The organism is Halorubrum sp. ASP1 (assembly GCF_005435135.1).
In the GTDB taxonomy this organism is placed as follows: Archaea; Halobacteriota; Halobacteria; order Halobacteriales; family Haloferacaceae; genus Halorubrum; species Halorubrum tropicale.
Genome location: NZ_SGUA01000001.1, coordinates 290580 through 316487, shown reverse-complemented (window position 1 = coordinate 316487; position 25908 = coordinate 290580). Strand labels below are relative to the sequence as shown.

The window sequence follows — 25908 nt, the reverse complement described above, 5'->3', positions numbered from 1 at the left end:
GCCTTCCCGTCGGCGTCGGTCCTGCCCGTGTCGAAACCGGTTCCGGCGGGGCGCCTCAACCGACGCGTCCGGGGCAGCGCGGACGCGCTCGTCCGTCCGAGTCGACGTTCTCGCCGCGCCGACGCGACGCACTCACCTCGCTGACGCGACGGCCCGTCGCGGCGTCGCGGGGGCCGGCCCCGACCGAGAGTATTCGACGGTCGTCGAAAACCGGTCCGACGCGAAGGGTCGATCGTGAGGAATATGGTGAACGTATGTTTGATTATACTCCATTTAAATCCGATATAGCAGCTTAGAGGCGACAATATTCGCGAGAGCGGCCACGTTCGTCCAGAAACGCCTCGGTGGCTCCTTCCAGAAGCCTTTTGATGAGTCCGCCGGAACCTTGCTCATAGCACATGGCTGCGGATTTCAACTGGGCTGTCGGCGGGGAGGCCGGCGACGGCATCGACTCGACGGGGAAGATCTTCGCACAGGCGCTTTCCCGCGCGGGTCGGCACGTGTTCACGTCGAAGGACTTCGCATCGCGGATCCGAGGCGGGTACACCGCCTACAAGGTGCGGACCTCCGTCGACAAGGTACAGAGCGTCGTTGACCGACTCGACGTGCTCATCGCGTTGACGCCCCGGACGATCGAGGAGAACCTCGACGAGCTCCACGAGGGGTCGGTGATCATCTACGACGGCGAGCGGACGACGATGCAGGACGTCGAGATTCCCGAGGGGATGATCGGCCTCGACGTGCCGCTCAAGAGCCTGGCCGAGGAGGCCGGCGGGGCGATCATGCGGAACGTCGTCGCGCTCGGCGCCGCCTGCGAGGTTGCGGAGTTCCCCATCGAGAACCTCGACTCGGCGCTGGAGAAGCGGTTCAAGGACAAGGGACAGAAGCTCGTCGACAACAACAAGGAGGCCGCCCGCGCGGGGCAGTCGTACGTCGCCGAGGAGTACGACCACGAGTTCGACTACTCGCTGGAGACCACCGACGAGGACTACGTCCTCCTCAACGGCGACGAGGCGATCGGCATGGGCGCCATCGCGGCCGGCTGCCGCTTCTACGCCGGCTACCCGATCACGCCCGCGACCGACGTGATGACGTACCTCACCGGCCGCATCGAGCGGTACGGCGGCCACGTCGTCCAGGCGGAAGACGAGCTGTCGGCGATCAACATGGCGCTCGGCGCGGCCCGCGGCGGCGCCCGCGCGATGACGGCGACCTCCGGGCCGGGGATCGACCTGATGACCGAGACGTTCGGGCTCATCGCCACCTCGGAGACGCCGCTCGTCATCTGTAACGTGATGCGCTCGGGCCCCTCGACGGGGATGCCGACGAAACAGGAGCAGGGCGACCTGAACCAGATGCTGTACGGCGGCCACGGCGAGGTGCCGCGGTTCGTCCTCGCGCCGACCACCATCGACGAGTGCTTCTGGAAGACGGTCGAGGCGTTCAACCTCGCCGAGAAGTACCAGGTCCCCGTCTACCTCACCGCCGACCTCTCGATGGCGGTCACCGAGCAGACGTTCTCCCCGGACACCTTCGACATGGACGAGGTGGAGGTCGACCGCGGGAACGTCGTCGACGAGACGACGATCGACGACCACATGAGCGACTCGGGCGGCTTCCAGCCCCACGAGATCACCGACGACGGGATCTCGCCGCGGGCGTTCCCCGGCACGGCCGACGGCGCGCACATGTCCACCGGCCTCGAACACGACGAGCAGGGCCGCCGGACCGAGGACACCGAGATGCGAGTCGCGCAGGTCGACAAGCGCAACCGGAAGGTGGAGACGGCCCGCGAGCGCGAGGACTGGAGCCCGCGCGAGTTCGGCGACGCGGACGCCGACGACCTCGTCATCACCTGGGGGTCGAACGAAGGCGCGCTCGCCGAGGCGGTCGACATCCTCGACGAGGAGGGCCAGGACGTGCGGGTCCTCTCGGTCCCGTACATCTTCCCGCGACCGGACCTCTCTGAGGACGTGGCGGCGGCCGAGACGACGGTCGTCGTCGAGTGTAACGAGCAGGGGCAGTTCGCGGACCTCGTCGAGCACGACGTGCTCGAACGGGTCGACCGCGTGAACAAGTACAACGGCGTGCGGTTCAAGGCCGACGAACTCGCAGCGGAGATCAAGTCGACCCTCGAAGCGGGGGTGGAGGCGTAACCAATGAGCTCAGACATTCGATTCACCGACTTCAAGTCCGACAAGCAGCCGACGTGGTGCCCGGGATGCGGCGACTTCGGGACGATGAACGGGATGATGAAGGCGCTCGCGGAGACGGGGAACGACCCCGACAACACCTTCGTCGTCGCCGGCATCGGCTGTTCCGGGAAGATCGGCACGTACATGCACAGCTACGCGCTCCACGGCGTTCACGGGCGCGCGCTCCCCGTCGGGACCGGCGTCAAGATGGCCCGGCCCGACATCGAAGTGATGGTCGCCGGCGGCGACGGCGACGGCTACTCCATCGGCGCGGGCCACTTCGTCCACGCCGTCCGGCGCAACGTCGACATGACGTACGTCGTGATGGACAACCGCATCTACGGGCTGACGAAGGGGCAGGCCTCCCCGACCTCCCGCGAGGACTTCGAGACGTCGACGAGCCCCGAGGGCCCGAAACAGCCCCCGGTCAACCCGCACGCGCTGGCGCTCGCCTCGGGCGCCACGTTCATCGCGCAGTCGTTCTCCTCGGACGCGCTCCGCCACCAGGAGATCATCCAGGAGGCCATCGAGCACGACGGGTTCGGCTTCGTCAACGTCTACTCGCCGTGCGTCACCTTCAACGACGTCGACACCTACGACTACTTCCGCGACTCGCTGGTCGACCTGAAGGAGGCGGACCACGACCCGACCGACCGCGAGGCGGCGAAGGACGTCATCCTCGACAACGAGAAGGAACACCAGGGCGTCATCTACAGGGACGAGTCGTCGGTGCCGTACCACGAGCAGCACGGCGTCGACGAGGACATGTCCGTGCTCCCGGACGGCGCCCCCGAGGGCGCGACCGACCTCGTCCGCGAGTTCTACTGAGCCGGGTCGCGGGCCCGCCGCCGGGCCACGGACCGACCCTCGCGAACGGGTCCGCCTCCCCCCGCGATCGGAGGGTCGGAGCCGACTTCGAACGCCCGTCGAACCCGCCCGCATTCCGACCTCTCTCGACGGCCAAAACCGGGCGAACGAGCGGGTTCGCACGTATTTTCCGTCGGGTTTCAGCAAGCCTAATTAGGAGGGTCCGCAACTGGCGTGTATGGTTGATCGCTACGACGTCGCTATCGCCGGCGCCGGGCCGGCGGGCGCGCAGTGCGCCCGCGACCTGGCGACGCGCGACTACGACGTCGTCGTCTTAGAGACGGAGTCGGAAGACGAGTTCCCGCGACAGAGCAACAAGTCGACCGCCGGCACGTTCCCGTCGATGATGTCCTCGTTCGGGATCCCCGACGACGTCGTGATGTCCTACACCGACGACGTGGTGCTGGAGTCGCCAAACGAGTACTACGAGAGCTACCAGCCCGGAGCGGTGTTGGAGTTCGCGGAGTTCAAGCGGTTCCTCGTCGAGGACGGCCGCGAGAACGGCGCCGAGTACCGATTCGACGCGCGCGTCTCCCGACCGATCCTCGACGACGACGGCGTCATCGAGGGGGTGCGGTACAACGGCGACGAGGAGCTGTACGCCGACGTGGTGATCGACGCGACCGGCCCGGCCGCGCCCCTCGCGAGCGCGCTCGACGTCGTCGACCTCGAACGCGAGAACCAGGCGATCGGCATCGAGTACGAGATGGAGGGCGTCGAGATGAACCACCCGGAGTACGCGGATCTCCGACGGGCGATGATGCTCCGCCTGGACCACGACATCGCGCCGGGCGGCTACTCGTGGATCTTCGCGACCGGCGAGGACACCGCGAAGGTGGGCATCTGTTACATCCAGAACGACCGCCACCGCGAGTTCGCCGAGGCGGGCAAGACCGTCGACGGCTACCTCGACGACTGGGTGAGCCGCGACCCGCGGTTCGCCGACGCCGAGCGCATCGACGGGAAGGTCCACCGCGGCTCCGCACACATCCAGATGCCCGACGAGATGCACACGGACCGCTTCCTCGCGATCGGCGACACCGTGCCGACCATCGACCCGCTGTGGGGCGAGGGGATCCACAAGGGCATGAAGTCCGCCCGCGCCGCGGCGGCCACCGTCGACCGATGCCTCACGGACTCGGAGCGTCGCCTCGACGCCGAGAGCCTCGCGGTGTACGAGCGGCTGTGGCACCGCGACGTGGCCCCGCGGATGAAGGCGCGGCTGATGCTCACGCGGCTGCTGTACCTGGCGCCCAACGAGCGCTACGACCGGTTCATGCGCGACCTCAAGGAGGCGGAGGAGAACACCCTCGAACGGGCGAACCAGGGCGACAAGCGCGCGATGGCAAAGCTGCTTCACCTCGACGACATCCCGCTGCTCACGAAGTTCGCCCGCGAGCGACTCGACGTCTGAGACGCGTCGGAGAGTCCGCGACGCCGAAGGCGAAAAGTGCGTCGGGCGACGGACCGCGTCGGGCGCGGTCGCTATCGCTCGTCGACGGGGACGAACTCGGCGTCCTCGGGGCCGGTGTACCGCGCGCGCGGGCGAATGAGGCGGTTGTCCTCCTGGTACTCGGCGACATGAGCGATCCACCCGCCGACGCGGCTCATCGCGAAGATGGGCGTGTACATGTCGAGCGGGATGCCGAGCGAGTCGTAGACGGAGCCGGAGTAGAAGTCGACGTTCGGGGCGATCCCCTTCTCGACGAGCCCCTGGTCGGTGAGGTACTCCTCGATGGCGGTGGTGTAGTCGAGCCACTTCGTGTCGCCGGACGACTCGGCGAGGTCGCGGAGCTTCTCTTCGAGGATCTTCGCGCGCGGGTCTTTCACCTTGTAGACGCGGTGCCCGAACCCGGGGATACGGCCGCCGTCGTCCTGCCGGTCTTTCACCCACTGGACGGGGTCCTTCGCGGAGGCGTCGATCTCGTGGAGCACCTCCATCACGTCCTGATTGGCCCCGCCGTGGAGGGGGCCGGAGAGCGCGCCGATGCCGCCGGTGACGCCAGAGTAGACGTCGGCCATCGTCGAGCCGATCACCATCGCGGTGAACGTGGAGGCGTTGAGCCCGTGGTCGGCGTGGAGCGTGAGCGCCATGTCGAACGTCTCCTCGCTCACGGCGTCGGGCTCGGTCCCGGTGAGCATGTAGAGGAAGTTCCCGGCGTGCGAGAGGTCGGGGTCGGGGGCGACCGGCTCCTCGCCCTGACGGACGCGCTCGAACGCGGCGAGGACCGTCGGGATCTTCGCCGTGATCCGGCGGCCCTGACGGAGGGTGGCCTCGCCGCCGTCGCCCTCGGCGTCGGGGTCGTACGCCGACAGCATCGACGTCGCGGTCCGGAGCGCGGCCATCGGCCGCTCGCCGGCGTCCGCGAGCGCGCGGACCGTCTCGATGACGTCGTCGTTCACCTCGCGCTCCGCCGCGAGGTCGGCGGCGAACGAGTCGAGCTCCGCGGCGCCGGGGAGCGAACCGTGCCACAGCAGGTACAGCACCTCCTCGTAGCTCGCGCCGCGCGCGAGGTCCTCGATGTCGTACCCCCGATACACGAGCTTTCCGACCTCGCCGTCGACGTAGCTCAGATCCGACTCCGCGACGAGGACGCCCTCGAGCCCGCGTTTTAACTCATCTGCCATACCCCGAGTTGTCAAGGCCGTCAAAAAAGCGTTATCTTTCAGGAGGGATACGATACGACGATCGTGGTACCCCGCCGCGTCGTCCGACGACGTGACAGCGTTCGGAAACGTTCGGCTCGCGGCGCGACCGACCGGGGACGGCCTCGCTTACCGCGCCGGAACGACCGTCACCGTGCGGTTCCGATCGATCGCGTCCTCCAGTTCCTCGGCGATGGCGGAGCCGCGGGAGACCTGGACCTCGCCGCCGCGGCCGACGGTGGCGGTGAAGAGGTACTCGCCGTCGGCGCGCACCTCCACCGTCTCGCCGACGCCGTCGTCGACGTCGATGACGACGTGACGCGAGGTGATCTCCGGCGCGACCACCGTGCCGCGCTCGGCGCCGACCTGCCCGTCGCCGCGACCGTTGTCGGCGGCGCCGCCCGGGCCCGACCCGCCGGGCTTCTCGTCGTGCGTCCGGACGTCGATGTCGATCCCGAGGCGGTTCTCGATGTCGGCGATGCGGCCGCCGCCCTTCCCGATCACCGTGCCGATGTCGCCCTCGGTGACGTAGACGACCGCCTCGTCGTCACCGTTGAGCTCCACGTCGACGTGGCCGTGCGCGACCGACTTGATCTCGCGTTCGATCTCCTTTTTCGCGATGCGGCCGACGCCGGAGTCCCCGTTCGCCTCGCCGCCGTCCTCGTTCAGCGGCACCGTGACGACCTGGCGGTTGAACGTGTAGATCTCGTACTCGGGCCGGCCCGTCTCGAAGTTCGACACCTGGATGACCGGGCGGGCGAGGTCCTCGGCCGTGAGTCCGGCCGGCACCTTCACCTCGGTGGTCACGTCGTAGACGGTGTGGACCTCGCCGGCCTCGATGTAGACGACGGTGTCGACGATCTGAGGTATCATCCCGAGCTCGACGCGGCCGACGAGCCGCTGGAGCGCGTCGATGGCGCGGGAGGCGTGGACGACGCCGACCATCCCGACGCCGGCCATCCGCATGTCCGAGAACACCTCGAAGTCGTTCGTCTTCCGGACCTCGTCGTAGATGGTGTAGTCGGGGCGGACCAAGAGGAGCGAGTCGGCGGTGTTCTCCATCGCGCCGCCGAGCGCGCCGTACTGCGTGATCTCCGGACCGACCTGGAGGTCTCGCGGCTTCTCCATCGTCTTCACCGCGTAGTCGCTGTCGTTCAGGAACTCGGCGACCGCCTGCGCGAACGTCGACTTCCCGGCCCCGGGCGACCCGGAGATGAGCACGCCGCGCTTGCGCTCTTTGAGCCGCTCGCGGAGCTCATCGGCGAACTCGTAGTCGTCGAGGCTCGTCTTCGCGATCGGTCTGACCGCCGTGATCTCGATGCCGTCCGCGAACGGCGGCCGGGCGACCGCGATCCGGTAGTTGCGGAACTGGACGATGTCCATCCCGTCGTCCGAGAGCTCGATGAAGCCCTCGTTCGACTGGCGGGCCAGGTCGACGATCGAGTTGGCCCACTCGCGCATCTGGGCCTCCTCGCTCGGCTCGTCGGCGATCTCGACGTAGCGCATCTCGCCGAGGCTCCCGCGCTTCGCCTTCGGGACGGTCCCCGTCTTGAGGTGTACCGACATCGTCTCGTCGGTGAAGAAGTCCTGTATCGGGAGCTCGTCGACGACGCCGCGGGCGACCGGCTCGACGTACTCGACGTCGAGCCCCTTCGCGCGGGCGACCTCGGCCTGGACCACGTCGCTCGACAGCAGCGTCGCGTCGTGGTCGGCGGCCAGGTCGCGGATCAGCGCGTCCACGTCGCCCTCGTGGGCGTTCGAGCGGGCGTCGCCGCTCGCGCGCTCGCCGACGTACCGCAGCTCGATCCGCCCGTCGTCGGCGTAGTCGGCGAGCCGCTTCAGCTCGCTCAGCCCGTCCCAGCCCGATTCGAGCCCGTCGTTCGCCTGCGACTCGAGCTCGCCGACGACCGCCTCCGGGACGAACACGGCGACCGACTCGTAGGTCCCGTCCGCGACGCGTTCGGACACGCGGCCGTCGACGACCGCGCTCGTGTCCGGTACTACGTTCATACCGAGGTTCGGGACGGGAACCGTATAAGCGTGTTCGACCGGGGGCCGCGTCGGCGACGGGGAGGAAGAGACCGACCGCGGCCGCCCGTCCCGGTCAGTCGTCCGCGGCGGCGGCGTCCGCGCGCTCGGCCGCCAGCCGCTCGGCGGAGGCGGTGAAGTTCTCGAACAGCGCCTTCGCCTCGCAGGCGGCGTCGTACGCCTCGGGGGTGATCGCTTCCAGGACGGCGTCCACGCGGGCGTCGCCGATCTGGTCCCGCTTGCCGTCCGTCACGTCGCGGGCGGTCTCGACGTCGTACTCGGGGTGGAACTGGACGCCCCAGCAGTGCCCGTCGCGGAACGCGTGGACGCCGCGGTCGTTCTCGGCCAGCAGCGTGGCGGACGGCGGCAGTTCGACCACCGCGTCGCCGTGGGTCGTGAAGGCCGTGAACGACTCGCCGATCCCCTCGAACAGCGGGTCGTCGCGCACCTGCCGGATCTCGTTGTAGCCGATCTCGAAGCCGTCCATCCCGGCGACGCGGCCGCCGAGCGCCTCCGCGAGCACCTGATGGCCGTAGCAGACGCCGAGGACCGGGACGCCGGCGTCGGCCGCCTCGGCGACGTAGTCGACGAGCGGGGGGATCCACGCCTCGTCCCAGTAGACCGACGAGCGCGATCCGGTCACGACGACGCCGTCGAACTCGGTGTGGTCGGGGAGGTCGCCGTCGACGGCGTCGAACTCGACGAGGTCGGCGTCGATCTCGCGGCGGAAGTTCCGACGGGTGTTCGCGCCGTCGTGGGCGGCGTTCAACAGGGCGAACCGGAGGCGGGTCATCGACCGAACGGAGAGCCGAGAGTCACAAAACGGTTGCGGCGCCGGACGTGCCGGCCGCCGACGCGGACGCCGCGCTCGCTCGCCGACGCGCGGCCCTACGCGAACGGGTCGCCCGCGTGTTCGGCGAGCCACCCGACGAGCAGGTCGTTGACCGCGGCCGACGCCTCGACGCCGACGAGGTGTCGGGCGCCCTCGATCGAGTGGAACTCCCCGCGCGGGAGCCCCTCGGCGAGCGTCTCGCCGGCCGTGACCGGGCAGGCGGTGTCGTCGGTCCCGTGGACGACCAAGGCCGGGGTCGTGACCTCGAAGAGGTCGTCGGTCAGGTCGAACCCCTCGACCGCGGCGCGGTGGGCCGCGTACGTCTCGCGGTCGGCGTCCTCGGCGAGGCGCCACTCCGCGATCCGCGAGAGCGCGTCCGGGTGCGCCTCCCGGAAGTCGGGCGAGAGCAGCCCGGAGAGCGACCCCTCGACCGCGGCCGGGTCGCTCGGGTCGGCCCAGACGCCGGCGGGGTTGTACGCGTCGCCCGCGGGCGGCGTCCCGATCAGGGCGAGGCTCGCCGGCCGCGAGGAGGCCAGCGCCGCCGTCAGCGCGACCATCCCGCCGAGGCCGTAACCGACGAGGTGGGCGTTGCGGATCCCCTCGGCCGCACAGACCGCGTCGAGGTCGGCCGCGAGCGCCTCGACCCCGTAGGGGGCGGGCGGGGCGTCCGACCGGCCGACGCCGCGCGTCTCCGGCGTGACGACCGTGTGCGGGCCCGTCAGCGCGGCGTGTTGCCAGCCGAACTGCCACGCGCCGAGGCCGACGTCGCCGCAGAACACGACCGCCTCGCCGGAGTCGCCCGCGTCGGGCGCGTCGACCTCGTAGCGGATCTCGACGCCGGCGTTGGTCGCGTGGGGCATGGTGGAGTCCGTGTGGGGCCGTCAGGCCTCTTGGAGGTTGCGAAGGACGTCCGGCGCCGCGTCGAGCGCGTCGTCCAGCGCGTCCGCGTCCGGACCGCCGCCCTGCGCGAAGTCCGGCGGGCCGCCGCCCCCGCCGCCCACGCGGCCGGCGAGCTCCGAGACGACCTGTCCGGCGTTCACGTCGACGCCGTCCGGGACGCCGACGACGAAGCTCGCGGAGCCGTCGGCGCCGCTGCCGATCACCGCGACCTTCCCGCCGTCGACGTGGGCGTTCGCGGTCGCGCGCAGCTCGTCGGCGTCGCCGTCGAGCCGCTGGATCACCGCCGTCGTCCCGGCGACCTCGACCTCCTCGGCGTCGGCGCCGCCCGACGCGCGCGCGGTCGCCAGCTCCTCTTTGAGCGACTCGATCTCCTTCCCCCGCGCCTTCCACTCCTCGAAGAAGCGCTCGGCGGTGTCGGGCACGTCGAGGGGGTCGACGTCCAACACCTCGGCCGCGTCGTACAGCGCGTCCTCGGTGCGCTGGGTCGCCTCGACCGCCGCGGCGCCGGCCGCGAAGGCGATCCGCTCGACGCCGTCCTGGACGGGCTCCGTCTTCAGCACCTTCACGGCGCCGATCTCGCCGGTCCGGTCGACGTGGGTGCCGGCGCAGGCCTGGACGTCCGCGTCGCCGACGTGGATCAGGCGGACGTTCGTTCCCGGCGGGACGCCGCCTTGGTACAGGTCGAAGCCGTGCTCGGCCTCCGCCTCGTTGCGGTCGGGCCACTCCTGCCGGACGGGCACGTCGTCCCGGATCAGCTCGTTCGCGACGCGCTCGATCGCCTTCACGTCCTCGCGGGTGACGCGCTCGAAGTGGCGCACGTCGAGCCGCGCGGAGTCCGTGCCCTTCTGGGCGCCCGCCTGTCGGACGTGGTCGCCGAGCACCTGCCGGGCGGCGTGGCCGATGAGGTGCGTCGCGGTGTGGTGCGCGCGGAGCCGCTCGCGGCGGTCGCCGTCGACCTGCCCCGTGACGAACTCGCCCTTGCCGGGGTCCGCGTCCGCGCGGTGGAGGACGACCCCGTCGACCTCCTGGACGTCGGTGACGTCGACGGTGGTCTCGCCGACCGTCAGCTGGCCCCTGTCGGCCGGCTGGCCGCCGCCCTCGGGGTAGAACATCGTCTGGTCCAAGACCACGTCGTACCCGTCCTCGGCGTCGAGCACGTCGAGGACGACCGCCTCGAACTCGGTGCGGCCCTGGTCGTCGTAGAACAGCTTTTCCGTCTCGGGGAGGTCGGCGAGCCGCTCGTCGCGCTCGTCGGCCGCCGCCGCGGCGTCGCCCTCCTCGTGCCGGTCGGCGACGAGCGCGTAGAAGTCGTCGGGCACGTCGACGGTCGCGCCGCGCTCGTCGGCGATGTCGGCGACCATGTCGGGCTGGATCCCGTGGGAGTCGTACAGCTCCAGCAGCTCCTCGGTCGGGATCGGCTCGCCGGTGCCGGCGTACTCGTCGGCGAGCTGCTCGACCTTCCGGGCGCCGCGCTCCAAGGTCCGCTCGTACTTCCGCTCCTCGCTGCGGACGATCTCGCGGATGGTGTCGCGGTTCTCGTAGCCGAGGCGGTCGGCCTGCATGTCGACCAGCTCGTCGAGGGGCGCGTCGACGCCCACCTCGTCGACGAGCCGCTTCATCCGCCGCAACACCATGCGGGCGAGGTAGCCAGTGCCGACGTTCGAGGGGACGATCTCGTCGCCGAACATGTACGCGAGCGTCCGCGAGTGGTCGGCGATGGCGTAGATCGATTCGAGCGGCTCCACCAGCTCGCGCAGCCGGTCGACGTCGACGTCGAGCCGGTCGGCGATCTCGCCGCGGGCGGCCTCCACGTCGTCGACGTCGTCGATGTCGAGCCGCCCGGAGAGCTTCGCGGCGCGGTGGACGATCTCGCGTTCCGCCTCGGTGTGTTCGATCCCGGCGTTGTCCTTCAGGAACTCGATGGCGTCGGGGTAGATCGCCTCGTACACCGTCGCGGTCCCCTGGCTCATCCAGGTCCACCGCTCTAACCCGTACCCGGTGTCGACGATGTAGGTGTCCATGAACGAGTACGAGTTCCCGTCTTTCATCTCGTAGTCGCCCTCGGGGTCCTGTTCCATACACATGAAGACGAGCGTCGCCAGCTCGGCGCCCTTGTAGATGACCTCGATGGCGGGGCCGGCGTTGCCGCCGCCGACCCACGGGTCCTCGATGTAGGTGATCTCCGAGAGGTCGGCGCCGAGGCTCTCGAACAGCTCGTCGCAGTACCGGACCGTCTCGTCTTTCCAGTACACCTCGCCGTGGTAGGCGTACTCGTCCTCCTCGACCTCCTCGCGCGTGTTGAACGCGTGGTGGGCCATCATCTCGAACGCCATCGTGTGCCGGCCCGTCTTGCCGACGTTGTCGATGTCCTGCATCCGGATACAGGGCTGTGAGATGGTGAGGGGGTTCGCCGGCGGCGGCGTCTGCCCGGAGGTGACGAGCGGCTGGAAGTCGTAGATGGACGCCTGGGTCAGGAGGACGTCGTCGCGCCAGCGGTTGGCGGCGACCGGGTACGGGTCGATCCGCTCGTGGCCGTGCTCCTCGAAGAAGGAGAGGAACGCCTCGCGCATCTCCGACAGCGACCGGGCCTCCGGGAAGCCGGGATCGTCGATGAAGCTGTAGTCCTCACAGGGCGGCTCGCCGCAGAGTTCTCGCTCCGCGTCGCGGGTCCAGAAGTGCGCGCCACAGGAGGGACACTCCTTGCGCTCGAACCCCTCCTCCTCGAAGTAATCGAGACGGTACTCCGCTTCGAGATCGCTCATTACACGATCGTGGCCCGTGTTGCTCCAAAAGGGTTCCGGGGTCGCTCGTCGGCCGCGACGCGCCGTTCGCCGCCGCGAGCCGGCGCCGACCGACGGTCCTCAGGGGGAACGCCGCTGACCGGTCGGAAATGGCCGACCGCGTCGGGATTCGTCGATCGGTAAGAAGATTTATACTCTCGGCGGTGCGTATCACGTACAATTGTGACTTCTGCGCTGGGCGAGCGCGCGTCGGTTCTCGTCCTCGGCGGTGCGTCTGGACTCGCCGACGACCTCGAGGCCCGACTCGGCGCCGACGCCCCCGGCGGCGAGGACGGTGAGGCGGTCGAGACGCACGCCGCCGACGCGGCCGCCACCGACGGTTCGCGCCTCGCCGGGGCCGACGTGACGGTCGTCGCCGACGAGGCGGGGCTCGGACGGGTCCGGTCCGCCGACCGCGTCGGTTCCGTGGTCGCCTTCGTCGACGACCCGGCCGACCGAGTCGCGACCGACCCGCTCGTGGACGCGGTCGCGCGGACGCCGGAGTCGCTCTCGGAGACGGTGTCGTGGCTGCTCGCCCGGGAGCGGCGGTCCGTCGTCCGGACGGACCCGACGCGGACCCCGTCACGGATCGAACAGCTCAACGCCGGGATGACGGAGCTCGCGGCCGTCAGGTCGGTCGACGAGGCGTACCGGGCCGCCATCGCCGTCGCCGAGCTGGTGTTCCCGGAGTACCGGGCCGTGGTCGCGGTTCGCGACGGCGAGTGGGTCGAGCCCGTGGTCACCTCCAGCGGGACGCCCGTCGAGGACTGTAACCGGGTCCGGGTGGGGACCGGCGTGGCGGGGCAGGCGGTCCAGACCGGCGACGTCTCCGTCGCGCCGAACCCGACCCCCGAGAGCCGGTACGACACGCTGCTCACCGTCCCCGTTGGCGAGGACGTGGTCTTCCAGCTCGCGGCCGACGCGAGCGACGGCGCCGACGCGTTCGACGACGCCGACCGCCGGCTGGCGGAGCTGCTCGGCTCCCACCTCGAAGAGACCCTCGACCGGATCGACGTCACCGAGACGCTCAGGGCCGAGCGAGACCGCCTGCTCGCGCTGTTCACGAACGTGCCTGACCCCGCCATCGCTTACGACTACACCGACGGCGACCCGGTCGTCCGACAGGTGAACGAGGCGTTCGAGGCGACGTTCGGGTACGACCCGGAGACGGTGATGGGCGAGTCCATCGACGACTACATCGTTCCCCCGGAGGCCGACGCGGAGGCGGAAGAGCTCAACGAGCAGCTCCAGCGCGGCGAGAACGTCCGACGGGAGGTCACGCGGGTCACCGCCGACGGGCCGCGACACTTCATCCTCCACGTCATCCCGATCCACCTCGACGCCGCGAACGCGGCCGGGTACGCCATCTACACCGACGTCACCGACCGGCGCGAGCGCGAGGAGACGCTGCGGCGACAGAACGAGCGGCTCGACGAGTTCGCCTCCATCGTCTCCCACGACCTCCGGAACCCGCTGTCGGTCGCGGACGGGTACGTCGACCTCGCCCGCGAGACGGGCGACGTTGACCACCTCGACAGGGTCGCCGACGCCATCGGGCGCATGGACGAGCTCGTCGAGGACCTCCTGTCGCTGGCCAGGGAGGGGCGGTCGGTGGGCGAGACGGAGCCGGTCTCGCTGGCCGCGGTCGCGCGCGAGGCGTGGGAGGGCGTCGACACGGACGTCGCGACGCTGACGGTCGAGTCCGACGCGACCCTGAAGGCGAACCGCACGCGGCTGCGCGAACTGTTCGAGAACGTCTTCCGGAACAGTGTGGAACACGGGTCCGCGAGCAGTCGGGCAGAGCCCGACGACAGCGTCGAACACGGTCGCGACGCCCCCGACGAGCCGCTCTCGGTCCGGGTCGGGGCGGGTACCTTCGAGGGGGGCGACGGGAGCTCCGCGAGCGGCTTCTACGTCGAGGACGACGGCGTCGGGCTCCCGGAGGCGGACCGCGAGCGCGTGTTCGAGAGCGGGTTCACGACCGACGAGTCGGGCACGGGACTCGGGCTCGCAATCAGCGAGCGCATCGCCGAGGCGCACGGCTGGACCGTCGAGGCGACGACCGGCGAGGACGGCGGGGCCCGGTTCGAGTTCCGAACCGACTGAGCGGCGCCGAGCGCGCGGCGGTCCGAAACGACCTTACGCCGCGCGCGAGGGGATCCGGTATGGTCGAGAACGTCGTCTACCCCGCCTACTTCGACGCCGAGCTGTCCCGCTCGGAGGGGCGCCGCGTCCCGACGGATCTGGCGGTCGAAGCGCCGACCGTCGACGAGATAGCGAAGGCCGTCCAGCAGGTCGGCTACGACGCGGTCGTCGAGCGCGACGCGACGTACTCCCGGGAGTTCGAGGCCCGCGGGTACGTGGCGGTCCAGGGCACCGACGACACCGCGAAGAACGACCTCGTCCAGGCGATCGCCGCCTACCTCGGCGTGCTCCGGGAGTAACCGTGCGGCGCGTCGGTACCGTCGTCCGCACCGCCGGCGGGCTCGCGATCGCCCGCGGCGATCCGGGCGCCGAGCCTCCGCGGATCGGCGCGAGCGTCGTCGACGAGTCGCTCTCGACGGTCGGCCGCGTCGTCGACGTGTTCGGGCCGATCGATCGCCCCTACGTGGCCGTCACGCCCGGCGACGGCGTCGGGCTCGCGGACCTCGTCGGCGGCAAGCTGTACGCGCGGTAGCGCCCCGAGCGGCGCTACGCCTCCGTCGCGTCGGTCACGTCGAAGTCCGCGAGCGTCTTGTCCGTGCGAGCGATCCGCTCCGCGACCAGCAGCTTCTCCCGGCGTTCCAGCCGGTCCCAGTCGAACTCCGACGGCGGCGACGCCTCGAGCGACTCGAACTGCTCGATCACCGCCTCGTTCGCGAACCGCTCGAACGACTCGCAGTTCGGACAGGTCATCGAGAGGTGAGAGGTGTCGAACGAGCGCGTGACGGTCTCGTCGAGGCAGTTCAGACACCGGTAGGTGCGAGTCCGGGACACGACCGTACCGAGGGGCCGAACGGACGAATATCTGTGGGCGCCGGCGCGCGGGTCGCCGACCGAAAGCCGCCGCGTCGGTCCGACGCCGCGACGGTCGGCGCCGTCGCTGGGGGCGTGAGACGTGTGGAAAGAAGAGCGGTTCCGCGGCCGCTCTAAAACAGCGCGGAGGCCGCCGCCTCGGCCGTCTCGATGACGGGGCCGAAGCCGGGCAGGAGCAGCACCGTCGCGACCGCCGCGAAGACGACCGCGGCGTACAGCGCCGTCGGTCGCACGTCGATCGCGTCGAGCGCGCTCGGCGACTCGGGGTCGTCGAGGAACAGCGCCTTCACGACCCGGCTGTAGTAGTACAGCGACACGACGCTGTTCACCGCGCCGAGGCCGGCCAGCCACAGGAAGCCGTTGTCGATGGCCGCCTGAAACAGGAAGTACTTCGAGAAGAACCCGGCGAACGGCGGGAGCCCGGCCAGCGAGAACATGAACACGGCCATCGCGACGGAGGCGACCGGCGCGCGCCGCCAGAGCCCCGCGTAGTCAGCGAAGGTCCGGCCGACGCCCCACCGCTCCGCCATCGCGACGAAGAGGAACGCGCCGGTGTTCATGAACCCGTAGACGAGCAGGTGCGCCATCGCGGCGCCCATGACCGTGCCGTTGGCGGGGCCGTCGACCGTGAGCGCGGCGACGCCGATGAGCGCGTACCCGGCGTGCCCGATGGAGGAGTACGCGAGCATCCGCTTGACCTCTTCCTGGACCGCGGCCGCGAAGTTGCCGAGCGTCATCGTGACGGCCGCGAGGACCGCGAAGGCGAGCATCCAGTCCACGTTCGCGGACACCGCCATCTCCAGCGGGAACGCCTCGGTGAACACGCGGAACGCGACGACGAACCCGGCGGCCTTCGAGGCCGACGAGAGGAACGCGCTCACCGGCGCGGGCGCGCCCTCGTACGCCTCCGGCGCCCAGAAGTGGAACGGGACGGAGGCGGTCTTGAAGGCGACGCCGCCGATCATCATCACGACGCCGACGCCGAGCACGCCGGCCAGGCCCTCGATCGACGCCGACGCGATGTCGGCGAGGATGAGCGACCCGGTCGCGGCGTACACGAGCGAGATGCCGAACAGGAAGACCGCGGACGAGAGCGCTCCGACGAGGAAGTACTTCATCCCCGCCTCGACGCTGCCCCGGTCCTCCTTGAGGTACGCGACGAGCACGTACGACGGCAGCGACACCATCTCCAGGGCGACGAACACGACCGCGAGCGAGTTCGCGACCGCGAGCAGCGCCATCCCGGTCGCCGCGAACGTCACGAGCGAGTAGAACGCCGCCGGGTTGGCGTGGTCGTGGAAGTAGTCGTGCGCGGCGACTAACACCAGCGCGGTCACCGACGCGAAGATGGCGGTGAAGAACAGCGCCAGGGTGTCAACCTTCACCGCGTCGGCGAACAGCAGCACCGCGCCGCCGTCGGGGCTCACGCCGCCGCTGGCGGTGAGCCAGACGGTGGCCGTCAGCGCGGCGAGCGACCCGACCGCACCGACGACCGCCATCGACGTGTTCGAGCGCGCGTCCGGCCGCACCGTGTCGATCAACAGCAGCGCGAGTCCGGTGACGGCCAACAGCAGCGCCGGCAGCAGCGCCGTCACGGCGGGCAGTCCGTTAACCATCGATCGTCACCCCCTCGACGACCGGCAGGGCAGCGTCACGGATCATCTCGAAGAAGATGTCGGGCGCGACGCCCAGCACGATGATCGCCACCAGAAGCACCGCGAGCGGGGCGACGTCGTGGAACGCCGCGGGCCCGACGTCGTAGTCGGTCTCCAGTTCGAAGGGACCGAACAGCGTGCTCTGCATCGCCGACAGCAGGTAGCCGGCGACGATGACGATACCGAACATCGCCAGCGCCGTGAACACCGGTGCGTACGGGAGCGCCGGCGCGGACAGGGAGCCGACGAAGATGAAGAACTCGCCGGCGAAGCCGGCCATCAGCGGCAGCCCCATGTAGCCGAAGGCGCCGGCGACGAGGATGCCGACGGTGACCGGCATCCGGTCGGCCATGCCGGCCATGTCGCCGACCATCCGGGTGTGGGTCGCGTTGTAGATGACGCCGACCGCCATGAACATGAGCCCCGAGATGAGGCCGTGCGCGACCATCTGGAACGTCGCCCCGCCGATCCCGTACTCGGTGAACACGATGAGCCCGAGGATGACATAGCCCATCGACGAGACGGACGAGTAGGCGACGATCCGCTTGAGGTCCTTCTGTGCGAGCGCCAGCATCGCGCCGTAGATGACGCTGATGACGGCAATGGCCGCGATCGGGACCGCGAGCATCGACGCCTGCTCGGGGAGCATCGTGAAGTTGAACCGGAGCAGCGCGTACGTTCCCATCTTCAGGAGGACGCCCGCCAGGAGCACCGACGCCGGGGTCGGCGCCTGAACGTGGGCGTCCGGCAGCCACGTGTGGAACGGCACGATCGGGACCTTCACCGCGAACCCGAGGAACATCGCGAGGAACGCGGCCATCGCGATGCGGTCCGCCGGGATGCCGAACCACGCGCTCAGGTCGCCCGCGGCGATCGCCTGCGCGATCTCCGGCAGGGCGAACGACGACACCGAGTCGCCGAGCGCGAACACGAGGCTCATGAAGCCGATGAACATCAGCAGCGACGCCGCGTTCGTGTAGACGAAGAACTTGATCGCGGCGTACTTGCGGCGCGGACCGCCCCAGATCCCGATGAGGAAGTACATCGGGACCAGCACAGCCTCCCAGAAGACGAACCACAGGAAGAAGTCGAGCGCGGCGAACACGCCGAGCAGGTTCGCCTCCATGAACAGCATGAGCCCGTAGAACTGGCTCTGTCGCGTGTCGACGGGCGTCCACGCGCTGAGGATCGCCAGCGGTACGAGGAACGTCGTGAGCACGAACAGCGGGAGGCTGATCCCGTCGAGCCCGACGAACCACGAGACGCTCCGGCCGCCCACTTCGAGCCATTCCATCCGGGTCGCGTACGCTATCTCGCCGCCGAGCAGCGCGTTGCCGCCGGCTTCGAAGCCGGACCAGAGGTAGAGGCTGCCGACGAACGGGATCAGGCTGATCGCGAACGCCAGCCGACCGGCCCACTCGTCGGGCGCGAGGAACACCGTCAGTGCGCCGACGAACGCGGCCGCCATGAGCGCTTCGAGTATCACAGGAACCACCCCCCGGTCGCGCCGAGCACGAGCAACAGCGCGACGAGTCCGAAGGTGAGCAGCGCGGCGTACTGCGAGACAACTCCCGACTGGAGCTTGCGGATCCGGCCGCCGCCGGTCAGGCTCACCGAGGAGACGCCGTTCACGACGCCGTCGATGATTCCCTGGTCGAAGGTGTTCGCGCCGCCCGCGACGTCTTCCGTCCGATACGCGAGCCAGACCTGCAGTTCGTCGAGGTAGTAGTTGTTGTACAGCACGTCTTTGATCCCGCCGAGTTTGGCGGTGTGTTCCGTCGGCGACGGCACGTTGTACAGCCGCCAGGCGAGTCCGAGTCCGAGCAGCGCGAGGCCGAGCGAGACGGCCGCGCCGACGAGGACGGTCCCGGCCTCACCGCCGACGAGGTACGCGCTGCTGTACGGACCGATGTCGGCGTAGTGGTGCGAGGAGAGCCCCTCGATGCCGCCCCACTCGTTGTCGAGCCAGCGGTGAAGCACGTCGATCCCCTTGATTCCGAGCACCTTCTTCACGGGGACCATGTTGATGAAGCCGGTGACGACCGCGAGCGAGCCGAGGACCGTCAGCGGGCCCTTCACGTTCCAGCGGACGGACTCGGGGTCGCGGGCGGTGTCGCTGCGGGGCTCGCCGTGGAACGTCAGGAACACCATCCGGAAGGTGTAGAACGCGGTGACCGGCACCGCGAGCAGCCCCATCAGGTAGCCGCCGAGCAGCAGCGGGTCGTTGAGCCCGTGGACGAGCGCCTCGTAGAGGATCTCGTCTTTCGACCAGAAGCCGGCGAACGGGAAGATTCCCGCCAGCGCCAGCGAGCCGGCGAGGAACGTGTAGTAGGTGACGGGGAGCTTCGACTTCAGCCCGCCCATGTCCCACATGTCCTCGTTGTGGTGCATCGCGATGATTACCGACCCGGCGCCGAGGAACAGCAACGCCTTGAAGAAGGCGTGGGTGGTCAGGTGGAAGACGGCGGCCACGTACCCGCCCGCGCCGAGCGCGAGCATCATGTAGCCGTACTGCGAGATGGTCGAGTACGCGAGCACCTGCTTCAGCTCGTCTTTCACGAGCCCCATCGTCGCCGCGAACAGGGCCGTGAAGCCGCCGACGAAGGCGATGACCGCCATCGTCGTCGGCGTCAGCACGTAGAACCCGTACATCCGCGCGACGAGGTAGACGCCGGCCGCGACCATCGTCGCGGCGTGGATGAGCGCGGAGACGGGCGTCGGGCCCTCCATCGCGTCGGGGAGCCACGTGTGGAGCGGGAACTGCGCGGACTTGCCGACGACGCCGCCCAGGACGAGCAGGCCGACGACGGTCAGCCACGTGCCGAGGTCGAGGCCGCCGGGAGTCCACGCGGCCGACCCGGAGCCGTTGAGCGCCGCGTCGGCCAGCGCCGGGAACGAGTCGGGACCGGCGAACTGCGCCGTGCCGAAAGTGGCGAACACCGCGACGACGCCGACGAGGAAGAAGTAGTCACCGAAGCGGGTGACGAGGAACGCCTTCTTCGCGGCCGACGGCGGACCCGGCTCCCGGAAGTGGAAGCCGATGAGCAGGTACGAGCAGAGCCCGACCAGCTCGAAGAACATGAACGCCATCAACAAATTGTCGGCGACGACGAAGCCGAGCATCGACGCCGTGAAGAGGCCGAGCCCGGCGTAGTAGCGCGGCAGCCCGGTCTCGCCCTCGTCGTTCATGTAGCCGAGCGAGAACACGTGGACGAGCAGCGCCACGAGGGTCACGATGACCAGCATGAGCGCCGACAGCGGGTCGATCAGGACGCCGAACGTGAGTTCGATGTCCGTCGGACCGATGCCCGCGCCGCCCTCGCTCGCCCAGTGGTACAGCGTCTCGTTGTACGCCCGTCCGCCCGCGACGGTCGCGGCGACCCAGATCGACAGCAGGAACGAGCCGGCCGTCGCCGCGATGCCGCCGAAGGCGCCGCCCTTCGGGAGGTACCTGCCCGCGCCGAGCGCGACCAGGAACGAGAAGAACGGGAGGAGTACGATCGCCGGAACGTATGCGAATGCGTTCACCATCTTACCACCTCATCTCCGCGGGAACAGTCACGTCGGTCGTGCCGAAGTTGCGGTATAACACGAGTATGATGCCGATACCGATCGCGACCTCGGCGGCGGCGAGCGCGATGACGAACAGCGCGAACACCTGCCCCGTGAGGTCGCCGTAGTACAGCGCGAACGCGACGAAGTTGATGTTGGCCGCGTTCATCATGAGCTCGACGCTCATGAGGAAGTACAGCGCGCTCCGCCGCGTCAACACGCCGAACAGGCCGATACAGAAGATGGCCGACGCCAACAGCAGGTACCACGACGGCGGGATCGAGGACGCGAGCGCCGTCATCGACGGTCACCCCCGTCGCGTCCGCCGTCGGTGAACGCCTGTCCGACCGCCGCGACGACGGAGCCGTCCTCCTCGCGTTTGGCCAGGTAGACGGCGCCGTCGACCGCCACGTCGAGCGCGACCGCGGCGATCAGGAACGCCGCGAGGAACCCCTCGGACGGAACCGCGCCGAGGTCGTACTCGGCGAGGTTGAAGAGGGCGTACCCGATGTTGTGGACGACCGAGGCGTCGGCCGGGAAGCCGACCTCCTCGAAGCCGAACGTCGCCCCGTTGACGGTCGCGGCCAACACCGCGAACAGTCCGCCCACGGCGATCGCGGGCGCGATCCGGGAGCCGCGGCTCTCGTCGCTGCTCACGCGCTACTCACCTCCGTTTCCGAATCCGATCGCGTGAGCATCACGGCGAACGTGACCAAGATGAGGACCCCGCCGACGTAGACGAGGATCTGCATGGCGGCGATGAACTCCGCCCGCAGCATCACGTAGTGCACCGCGACGCTCGTGAGGGCTCCGCCCAGAAGCAGCGCGGCGTGGAACACGTCGCGCGCCAGGACGACCCCGAGGGCGAACGCCAGCGTGACCGCGGCGAACAGCCCGAACGCGATGGTAGCATAAACCATTGTGTTTGTCTCCTATGAGAACCCCTTTGAAGATTTCGAGACGTGCCCGCTACTGGTAGTCGACCTCGCCGTCGCCCTCCCCGATCCACGCGCCGCGATCGGGGTTGCGGGACTCCAGCGGGTCGATGCCCTTGTACCACGGGACGTTCTTGAGCTGTTCTTTGTTGAACACGAAGTCGTCCTTCGTGTCCGCGGTGAACTCGAAGTTCTGGGTCAGCAGGATGGCGTCGACGGGACAGACCTCCTCGCAGAGCCGGCAGTAGATGCACTGCCCGATATGGAGGTTGTACTGCTCGCCGTTGCGCTGGTCGTCCTGAACGATCTGGATCGTGTCGTTCGGACAGACGTTCTCGCACTGCCGACACCAGATGCACCGCTCCTGGCTGAACTTGTGGACCCCGCGGAACCGCGGGCTCACCTCGGGCGCGTCCTCCGGGTATTCCACCGTGAACGTCGACCCGTCCAGCGCGTGTTTCATCGTCGTCGCCATGGATTTCATCAGTCCGATCATATCAAGCGATCACCCCCACGATTACGGCCGTGAGAACCAGGTTCGCGAACGACAGCACCAGCATTCCCTTCCAGCCGATCTCGATCAGCTGGTCGATGCGGACGCGCGGCAGCGCCGAGCGGGCCCACTGCGTGAACAGGAAGAAGCCCCAGATCTTCACCACGAACCAGATGAAGCCGATGCTCTCCGGGCCCGGGCCGGACGCCCCGCCGAGGAACGTCACGGCCAGGATCGCGCCGCCCAGGAAGATGTGGACGAACTCCCCGAGGTAGAACAGGACGAAGTAGGCCGAGGAGTACTCCGTCTGGTACCCCGCGACGATCTCCGTCGGCGCCTCGGGGATGTCGAACGGGTTCCGACCGATCTCGGCCATGTTCGCGGTGAGGAACAGCACGAACGCGAACGGGTTGACGAACGCGTACCACGACGGGATCGCGAGCCCGCCGATCGTCACGAGCGTCTGCGTCTGCGCGCCGACCACGCCGCTCATCTGGAGCGTGCCGGCGAAGATGACGACCGACATCGCGGTGACGATGAGCGGGATCTCGTACGCGAGGTTCTGCGCGACGGCCCGCAGCCCGCCGAGGAGCGAGTACTTGTTGTTCGACGCGTAGCCGGCCATCACCAGCGAGACGGAGGCGATGGAGGCGAACGCGAACACCAGCGCGAACCCGACCTCGGGGTCCGCGAGGTGCAGGTTGATCGGGCCGAGGTGGCCCATCGGGATGACGGAGAAGCCGAGGAGCGCCGACGCGGGCAGCAGGATCGGCGCGATGTCCCACGAGGGGCGGTCGACGCCCTCGGGGATGATGAGCTCCTTCGCGAGGAGCTGGACCGCCGCCGCCGGGATGATGAGGAGCCCGAAGGGACCGATCCGGTCGACCGCGATCCGGTCGGTGAACGCGGCCGTGATCTTCCGTTTCGCCCACGGGCCCGCGACGCCCGTGAACGCCAGGATGATGTTGCCGACGACGAAGGCGGCGACGAGCGACGCCGCCACCTCGCCGATGACGCTGTCGAGGCCGAGCGTGTCGACGATGAACTCGGGGAACAGCTGCGCGGGCGCCGTGCCCATCAGCGGTCCACCTCCCCGAGAACGACGTCGAGGCTACCGAGCGCGGCGATCACGTCGGGGATGTACTCCCCGTTCGCCATTTCCGGCAGCGTCTGGAGGTTCGAGAAGCACGGCGACCGGATCTTGAACCGGGCGGGCTTGTCCGTCCCGTCCGACCGGATGTAGATGCCGAGTTCGCCCTTGGCGCCCTCGACGGCGCGGTAGATCTCGGTGTCGTCGTCCGGGCGCAGCGTGCGCGGCACGTTCGCCTGAATGTTCCGCTCGTCTTCGGGCCAGTCTTCGAGCAGGTCGACGCACTGCTCGATGATCTTCGCGGACTCCTCGACCTCGCGCATCCGGACGAGCAGGCGGCTGAAGTTGTCGCAGCCGTCCTCGGTCACCACGTCCCAGTCGAGCTCGTCGTAGTAGCCGTACGGGTCGTCGCGGCGCAGGTCGTAGTCGACCCCGGAGCCGCGGGCGACCGGGCCGGTGGCGCCGTAGTTCTTCGCGACGTCCGGCGGGAGGATCCCCGTGTCGATCGTCCGCATCTGGAAGATCTCGTTCGAGGTGATGAGGTTGTGGTACTCCTCGACGGACTCGGGGAGCTGGTCGAGGAAGTCCCGCGTCTTCGAGAAGAACTCCTCGCGCGGCTCCGGCAGGTCCCAGACGACGCCGCCGAGCCGGAAGTAGTTGAACATCAGCCGCTGGCCAGTCAGATCCTCCAAGAGGTTCTGGACGCGCTCGCGGTCGTTGATGGCGTACATGAACGTCGCCGTAAAGTCGCCGTTGATGTCGAGCGCGAACGTCGCCAAGGCGAGCATGTGCGCGGCGATCCGACACATCTCGGCGCCCATCGTGCGGATGACCTGCGCGTACTCGGGCACCTCGATGTCCGCGAGGTCCTCGGCCGCGCGGGCGTACGCCCACTCGTTGAGCAGCCCCGCCGAGATGTAGTCCCAGCGGTCCGGGTACGGCATGATCTGGTGGCGGTACGTCCCGGACTGCGCCATCTGCTCCTCGCTGCGGTGGAGGTAGCCGATGTCCGGCTCGACGTCGGCGACCTGCTCGCCGTCGAGGACCGTCTTCAGGTGGAGCACCCCGTGGGTCGCCGGGTGGTGCGGCCCGATGTTGAGGAACATCGTGTCGGACTCGGAGTCCTTGTGGTGGTCCTCCAACGGGTTCGCGTGCTCCGGGAGCGTGGCGATCTGCGGCCGGTCCTTGTCGTAGTCCATCGACAGGGGGTGGCCCTGCCAGGTCTCCGGCAGGAGGATCCGGCGCAGGTCGGGGTGGTCGTCGTACTCGATCCCGATGAGGTCGTACGCCTCCCGCTCGTGCCAGTCGGCGGTGCGGAAGACGGGCTCGCCCGACTCGGAGACGGGGTCGTCCTTGTCGGCGGGGACGACGACGCTGACCTCCTGGGTCGGGTCGTCGTACTTCTTCAGGTGGTAGATCGACTCGTATCGGTTCTCGTACTCCTGTGCGGAGACGACGGAGAGGTGGTCGTACCCCGCCTGCTCTTTCAGGGTCCGAAGCGTCTCCTGAACGGTGTCCGGGCGGATGACGAAGCCGGGCGCGTTCAGGTGGTCGTCGCGGTCGACGACGAGGTCACCGAGCAGCGCCTCAAGCTCGTCGGGCGTCTGCTCGACGGTGCCGTCGTCGACGGTGTCTGGTCGTTCGAGGCTCATGGCGAATCAGCGAAGTTGTACCGCATGACGAGCTCATCGTCGTCGATCTGGTCGGCCAGCTTGTCGACGAGTTCGTCGCGTTCGAGGTCCGAGAACTCCTCCAGCTCGTACGGCTTGACCGTGACGGGCGCGGCCTCGCCGTTGGCGACGCGCTCCTGTAGCTTCACGACGCCGTACACGAGCGCCTCGGGGCGAGGCGGGCAGCCGGGGACGTGGATGTCGATCGGGATGACTTCCTCGGCGCCTTTGATCACGTTGTACCCCTCCTGGAACGGGCCGCCGGAGATGGTACACGAGCCCATGCCGACGACGAACTTCGGCTCGGGCATCTGGTCGTAGACGCGCTTCATCCGCGGGGCGAACTTGGAGACGATCGTCCCGGGGACGATCATCACGTCGGCCTGCCGCGGCGAGGCGCGGGGGACGCCCGACCCGAAGCGGTCGAGGTCGTGTTTCACCGCGTAGGTGTGCATCATCTCGATGCTGCAGCAGGCGATGCCGAACTGCAGCATGAACATCGAGGATCCCCGACACCAGTTCAGGAACTTGTCGAACTTGGTGAGGATGAACGGCGAGGAGCCGAACGCCTCACGCAGGCGGGAGTTGAACCGGTCTCCCTGCCCGGTCATCCGGGCGTCTCGGGTCTCGGTTACGACTTGCGAATCGTCGGTGATAAACGGTTGATCGCTGCTCATTAGTTGAGGTCCTCCGTCGTCTTTCTGCTGGTCGCGCGGGGGCTGCGGGCCCAGCTGATCGCCCCCGACCGCCACGCCCAGACGAGCCCGACGGCCAGGATCCCGACGAACGCCAACATCGGCCACAGCAGGTCGGCCATCGGCACGCCGGCCTGGACGGCCGGACGGTAGATGACCGCCCACGGGAACAGCAACACGGTCTCGATGTCGAACACGACGAACAACAACGCGACCATGTAGTACTGGATGTTGAACCGGATCCGCGTCCCGCCCGTCGGGGTCTCGCCGGACTCGTAGGTGGTACTTTTACCGGTCTCAGGCACGCTCGGGCGGAGCAGCGCCGACACTGACATCATCGCTACCGGGATGAGCAGGCCGACGACCGCCAAGGCGCCAATCGCTATCCAATCGCTCATATAGGTCTCCGTAACGTGCTGTGGTTTGGACCGCCCCCTCATAAGCGTTGAGTCTTGTGCGTCCGCGTGCGTGCGGGCCGGTACCGGCCGTTCGCGGTCGAAGCGCCGGAAATGTCACCGAGAGCCGCCGAACGGGTTCGTCGCGGAATGAAAGGGC

Annotated in this window: 23 protein-coding genes; 6 read left to right on the top strand and 17 right to left on the bottom strand. The window is 69.0% G+C overall.

Translation table 11 applies throughout. The features are described 5' to 3' along the window. Positions 1–398: 398 nt before the first annotated feature. The 3 genes from EXE48_RS01605 (at position 399) to EXE48_RS01595 (ending at position 4476) form a co-directional block, all read left to right on the top strand. Positions 399–2156, top strand: coding sequence for a 2-oxoacid:acceptor oxidoreductase subunit alpha (locus tag EXE48_RS01605; RefSeq protein ID WP_053771548.1), 1758 nt, complete (start codon positions 399–401; stop codon positions 2154–2156). A gap of 3 nt (positions 2157–2159) precedes the next feature. After that, positions 2160–3023: a 2-oxoacid:ferredoxin oxidoreductase subunit beta gene (locus EXE48_RS01600; protein ID WP_137704822.1), complete on the top strand. Its 864-nt coding sequence runs from the start codon at positions 2160–2162 to the stop codon at positions 3021–3023. Positions 3024–3240: 217 nt separating this feature from the next. Then, positions 3241–4476 carry a digeranylgeranylglycerophospholipid reductase gene (locus EXE48_RS01595; protein ID WP_121599130.1) on the top strand — a complete coding sequence of 412 codons (1236 nt, stop codon included), beginning with the start codon at positions 3241–3243 and terminating at the stop codon, positions 4474–4476. A gap of 71 nt (positions 4477–4547) precedes the next feature. Here EXE48_RS01595 and citZ read toward each other — a convergent pair whose 3' ends face one another. The 5 genes from citZ to alaS form a co-directional block, all read right to left on the bottom strand. Further along, on the bottom strand, positions 4548–5690 hold the full coding sequence (gene citZ, locus EXE48_RS01590; protein ID WP_137710631.1) for a citrate synthase: 1143 nt from the start codon (positions 5688–5690) through the stop codon (positions 4548–4550). A gap of 147 nt (positions 5691–5837) precedes the next feature. Further along, positions 5838–7718: a PINc/VapC family ATPase gene (locus tag EXE48_RS01585; RefSeq protein WP_137710630.1), complete on the bottom strand. Its 1881-nt coding sequence runs from the start codon at positions 7716–7718 to the stop codon at positions 5838–5840. A 94-nt stretch (positions 7719–7812) separates the two neighbouring features. After that, entirely contained in the window at positions 7813–8529 is a 717-nt protein-coding gene (locus EXE48_RS01580) for a type 1 glutamine amidotransferase (protein ID WP_053771553.1), read from the bottom strand. Positions 8530–8624: 95 nt separating this feature from the next. Beyond that, complete coding sequence (locus EXE48_RS01575) at positions 8625–9428, bottom strand: alpha/beta fold hydrolase (RefSeq protein ID WP_121599132.1); 804 nt, start codon at positions 9426–9428, stop codon at positions 8625–8627. A gap of 21 nt (positions 9429–9449) precedes the next feature. Further along, positions 9450–12230, bottom strand: a complete 2781-nt coding sequence (alaS, locus tag EXE48_RS01570) for an alanine--tRNA ligase (RefSeq protein WP_137710629.1) — start codon at positions 12228–12230, stop codon at positions 9450–9452. Positions 12231–12431: 201 nt separating this feature from the next. On the opposite strand from alaS, the gene EXE48_RS01565 reads away from it, so the two are divergent. The 3 genes from EXE48_RS01565 to EXE48_RS01555 are packed head-to-tail and all read left to right on the top strand — an operon-like array spanning position 12432 to position 14925. After that, entirely contained in the window at positions 12432–14354 is a 1923-nt protein-coding gene (locus tag EXE48_RS01565) for a PAS domain-containing sensor histidine kinase (RefSeq protein WP_137710628.1), read from the top strand. Between the two features lie 59 nt (positions 14355–14413). Further along, positions 14414–14692 (top strand): signal recognition particle subunit SRP19, encoded by a 279-nt coding sequence (gene srp19, locus EXE48_RS01560; RefSeq protein WP_053771557.1) that lies wholly within the window; start codon positions 14414–14416, stop codon positions 14690–14692. A 2-nt stretch (positions 14693–14694) separates the two neighbouring features. Further along, positions 14695–14925, top strand: coding sequence for an H/ACA ribonucleoprotein complex subunit GAR1 (locus tag EXE48_RS01555; RefSeq protein ID WP_137710627.1), 231 nt, complete (start codon positions 14695–14697; stop codon positions 14923–14925). A gap of 14 nt (positions 14926–14939) precedes the next feature. Here the strand turns inward: EXE48_RS01555 and EXE48_RS01550 are convergent, their stop codons facing one another. From EXE48_RS01550 to EXE48_RS01495, 12 genes are all read right to left on the bottom strand, one after another. Then, the gene (locus EXE48_RS01550; protein WP_137704816.1) at positions 14940–15224 is read right to left on the bottom strand and encodes a hypothetical protein; all 285 of its coding nucleotides are present in this window, start codon (positions 15222–15224) and stop codon (positions 14940–14942) included. Between the two features lie 152 nt (positions 15225–15376). Further along, positions 15377–16879, bottom strand: coding sequence for an NADH-quinone oxidoreductase subunit N (locus EXE48_RS01545; RefSeq protein ID WP_137710626.1), 1503 nt, complete (start codon positions 16877–16879; stop codon positions 15377–15379). Beyond that, positions 16872–18386: a complex I subunit 4 family protein gene (locus EXE48_RS01540; RefSeq protein ID WP_121599304.1), complete on the bottom strand. Its 1515-nt coding sequence runs from the start codon at positions 18384–18386 to the stop codon at positions 16872–16874. Before EXE48_RS01540 ends, EXE48_RS01545 begins: the two co-directional genes overlap by 8 nt. Positions 18387–18400: 14 nt before the next feature. Next, positions 18401–20449, bottom strand: a complete 2049-nt coding sequence (gene nuoL / locus EXE48_RS01535) for an NADH-quinone oxidoreductase subunit L (RefSeq protein ID WP_137710625.1) — start codon at positions 20447–20449, stop codon at positions 18401–18403. A gap of 1 nt (position 20450) precedes the next feature. Next, on the bottom strand, positions 20451–20771 hold the full coding sequence (nuoK, locus tag EXE48_RS01530) for an NADH-quinone oxidoreductase subunit NuoK (protein WP_053771562.1): 321 nt from the start codon (positions 20769–20771) through the stop codon (positions 20451–20453). Beyond that, positions 20768–21127, bottom strand: coding sequence for a hypothetical protein (locus tag EXE48_RS01525; RefSeq protein WP_053771563.1), 360 nt, complete (start codon positions 21125–21127; stop codon positions 20768–20770). The genes nuoK and EXE48_RS01525 overlap by 4 nt, the downstream gene beginning before the upstream one ends. Beyond that, a complete protein-coding gene (locus EXE48_RS01520) occupies positions 21124–21390 on the bottom strand; it encodes an NADH-quinone oxidoreductase subunit J (RefSeq protein WP_017342604.1) in 267 nt (88 codons plus the stop codon). The genes EXE48_RS01525 and EXE48_RS01520 overlap by 4 nt, the downstream gene beginning before the upstream one ends. Positions 21391–21439: 49 nt before the next feature. Continuing rightward, positions 21440–21901: a NuoI/complex I 23 kDa subunit family protein gene (locus EXE48_RS01515; protein WP_004596401.1), complete on the bottom strand. Its 462-nt coding sequence runs from the start codon at positions 21899–21901 to the stop codon at positions 21440–21442. A gap of 1 nt (position 21902) precedes the next feature. Continuing rightward, positions 21903–22976 (bottom strand): complex I subunit 1/NuoH family protein, encoded by a 1074-nt coding sequence (locus EXE48_RS01510; protein WP_053771564.1) that lies wholly within the window; start codon positions 22974–22976, stop codon positions 21903–21905. Further along, complete coding sequence (locus EXE48_RS01505) at positions 22976–24640, bottom strand: NADH-quinone oxidoreductase subunit D (protein ID WP_053771565.1); 1665 nt, start codon at positions 24638–24640, stop codon at positions 22976–22978. The genes EXE48_RS01510 and EXE48_RS01505 overlap by 1 nt, the downstream gene beginning before the upstream one ends. Next, entirely contained in the window at positions 24637–25335 is a 699-nt protein-coding gene (locus EXE48_RS01500; RefSeq protein ID WP_053771566.1) for an NADH-quinone oxidoreductase subunit B, read from the bottom strand. The genes EXE48_RS01505 and EXE48_RS01500 overlap by 4 nt, the downstream gene beginning before the upstream one ends. Beyond that, positions 25335–25751, bottom strand: coding sequence for an NADH-quinone oxidoreductase subunit A (locus EXE48_RS01495; protein ID WP_053771959.1), 417 nt, complete (start codon positions 25749–25751; stop codon positions 25335–25337). The genes EXE48_RS01500 and EXE48_RS01495 overlap by 1 nt, the downstream gene beginning before the upstream one ends. Positions 25752–25908: the final 157 nt, after the last annotated feature.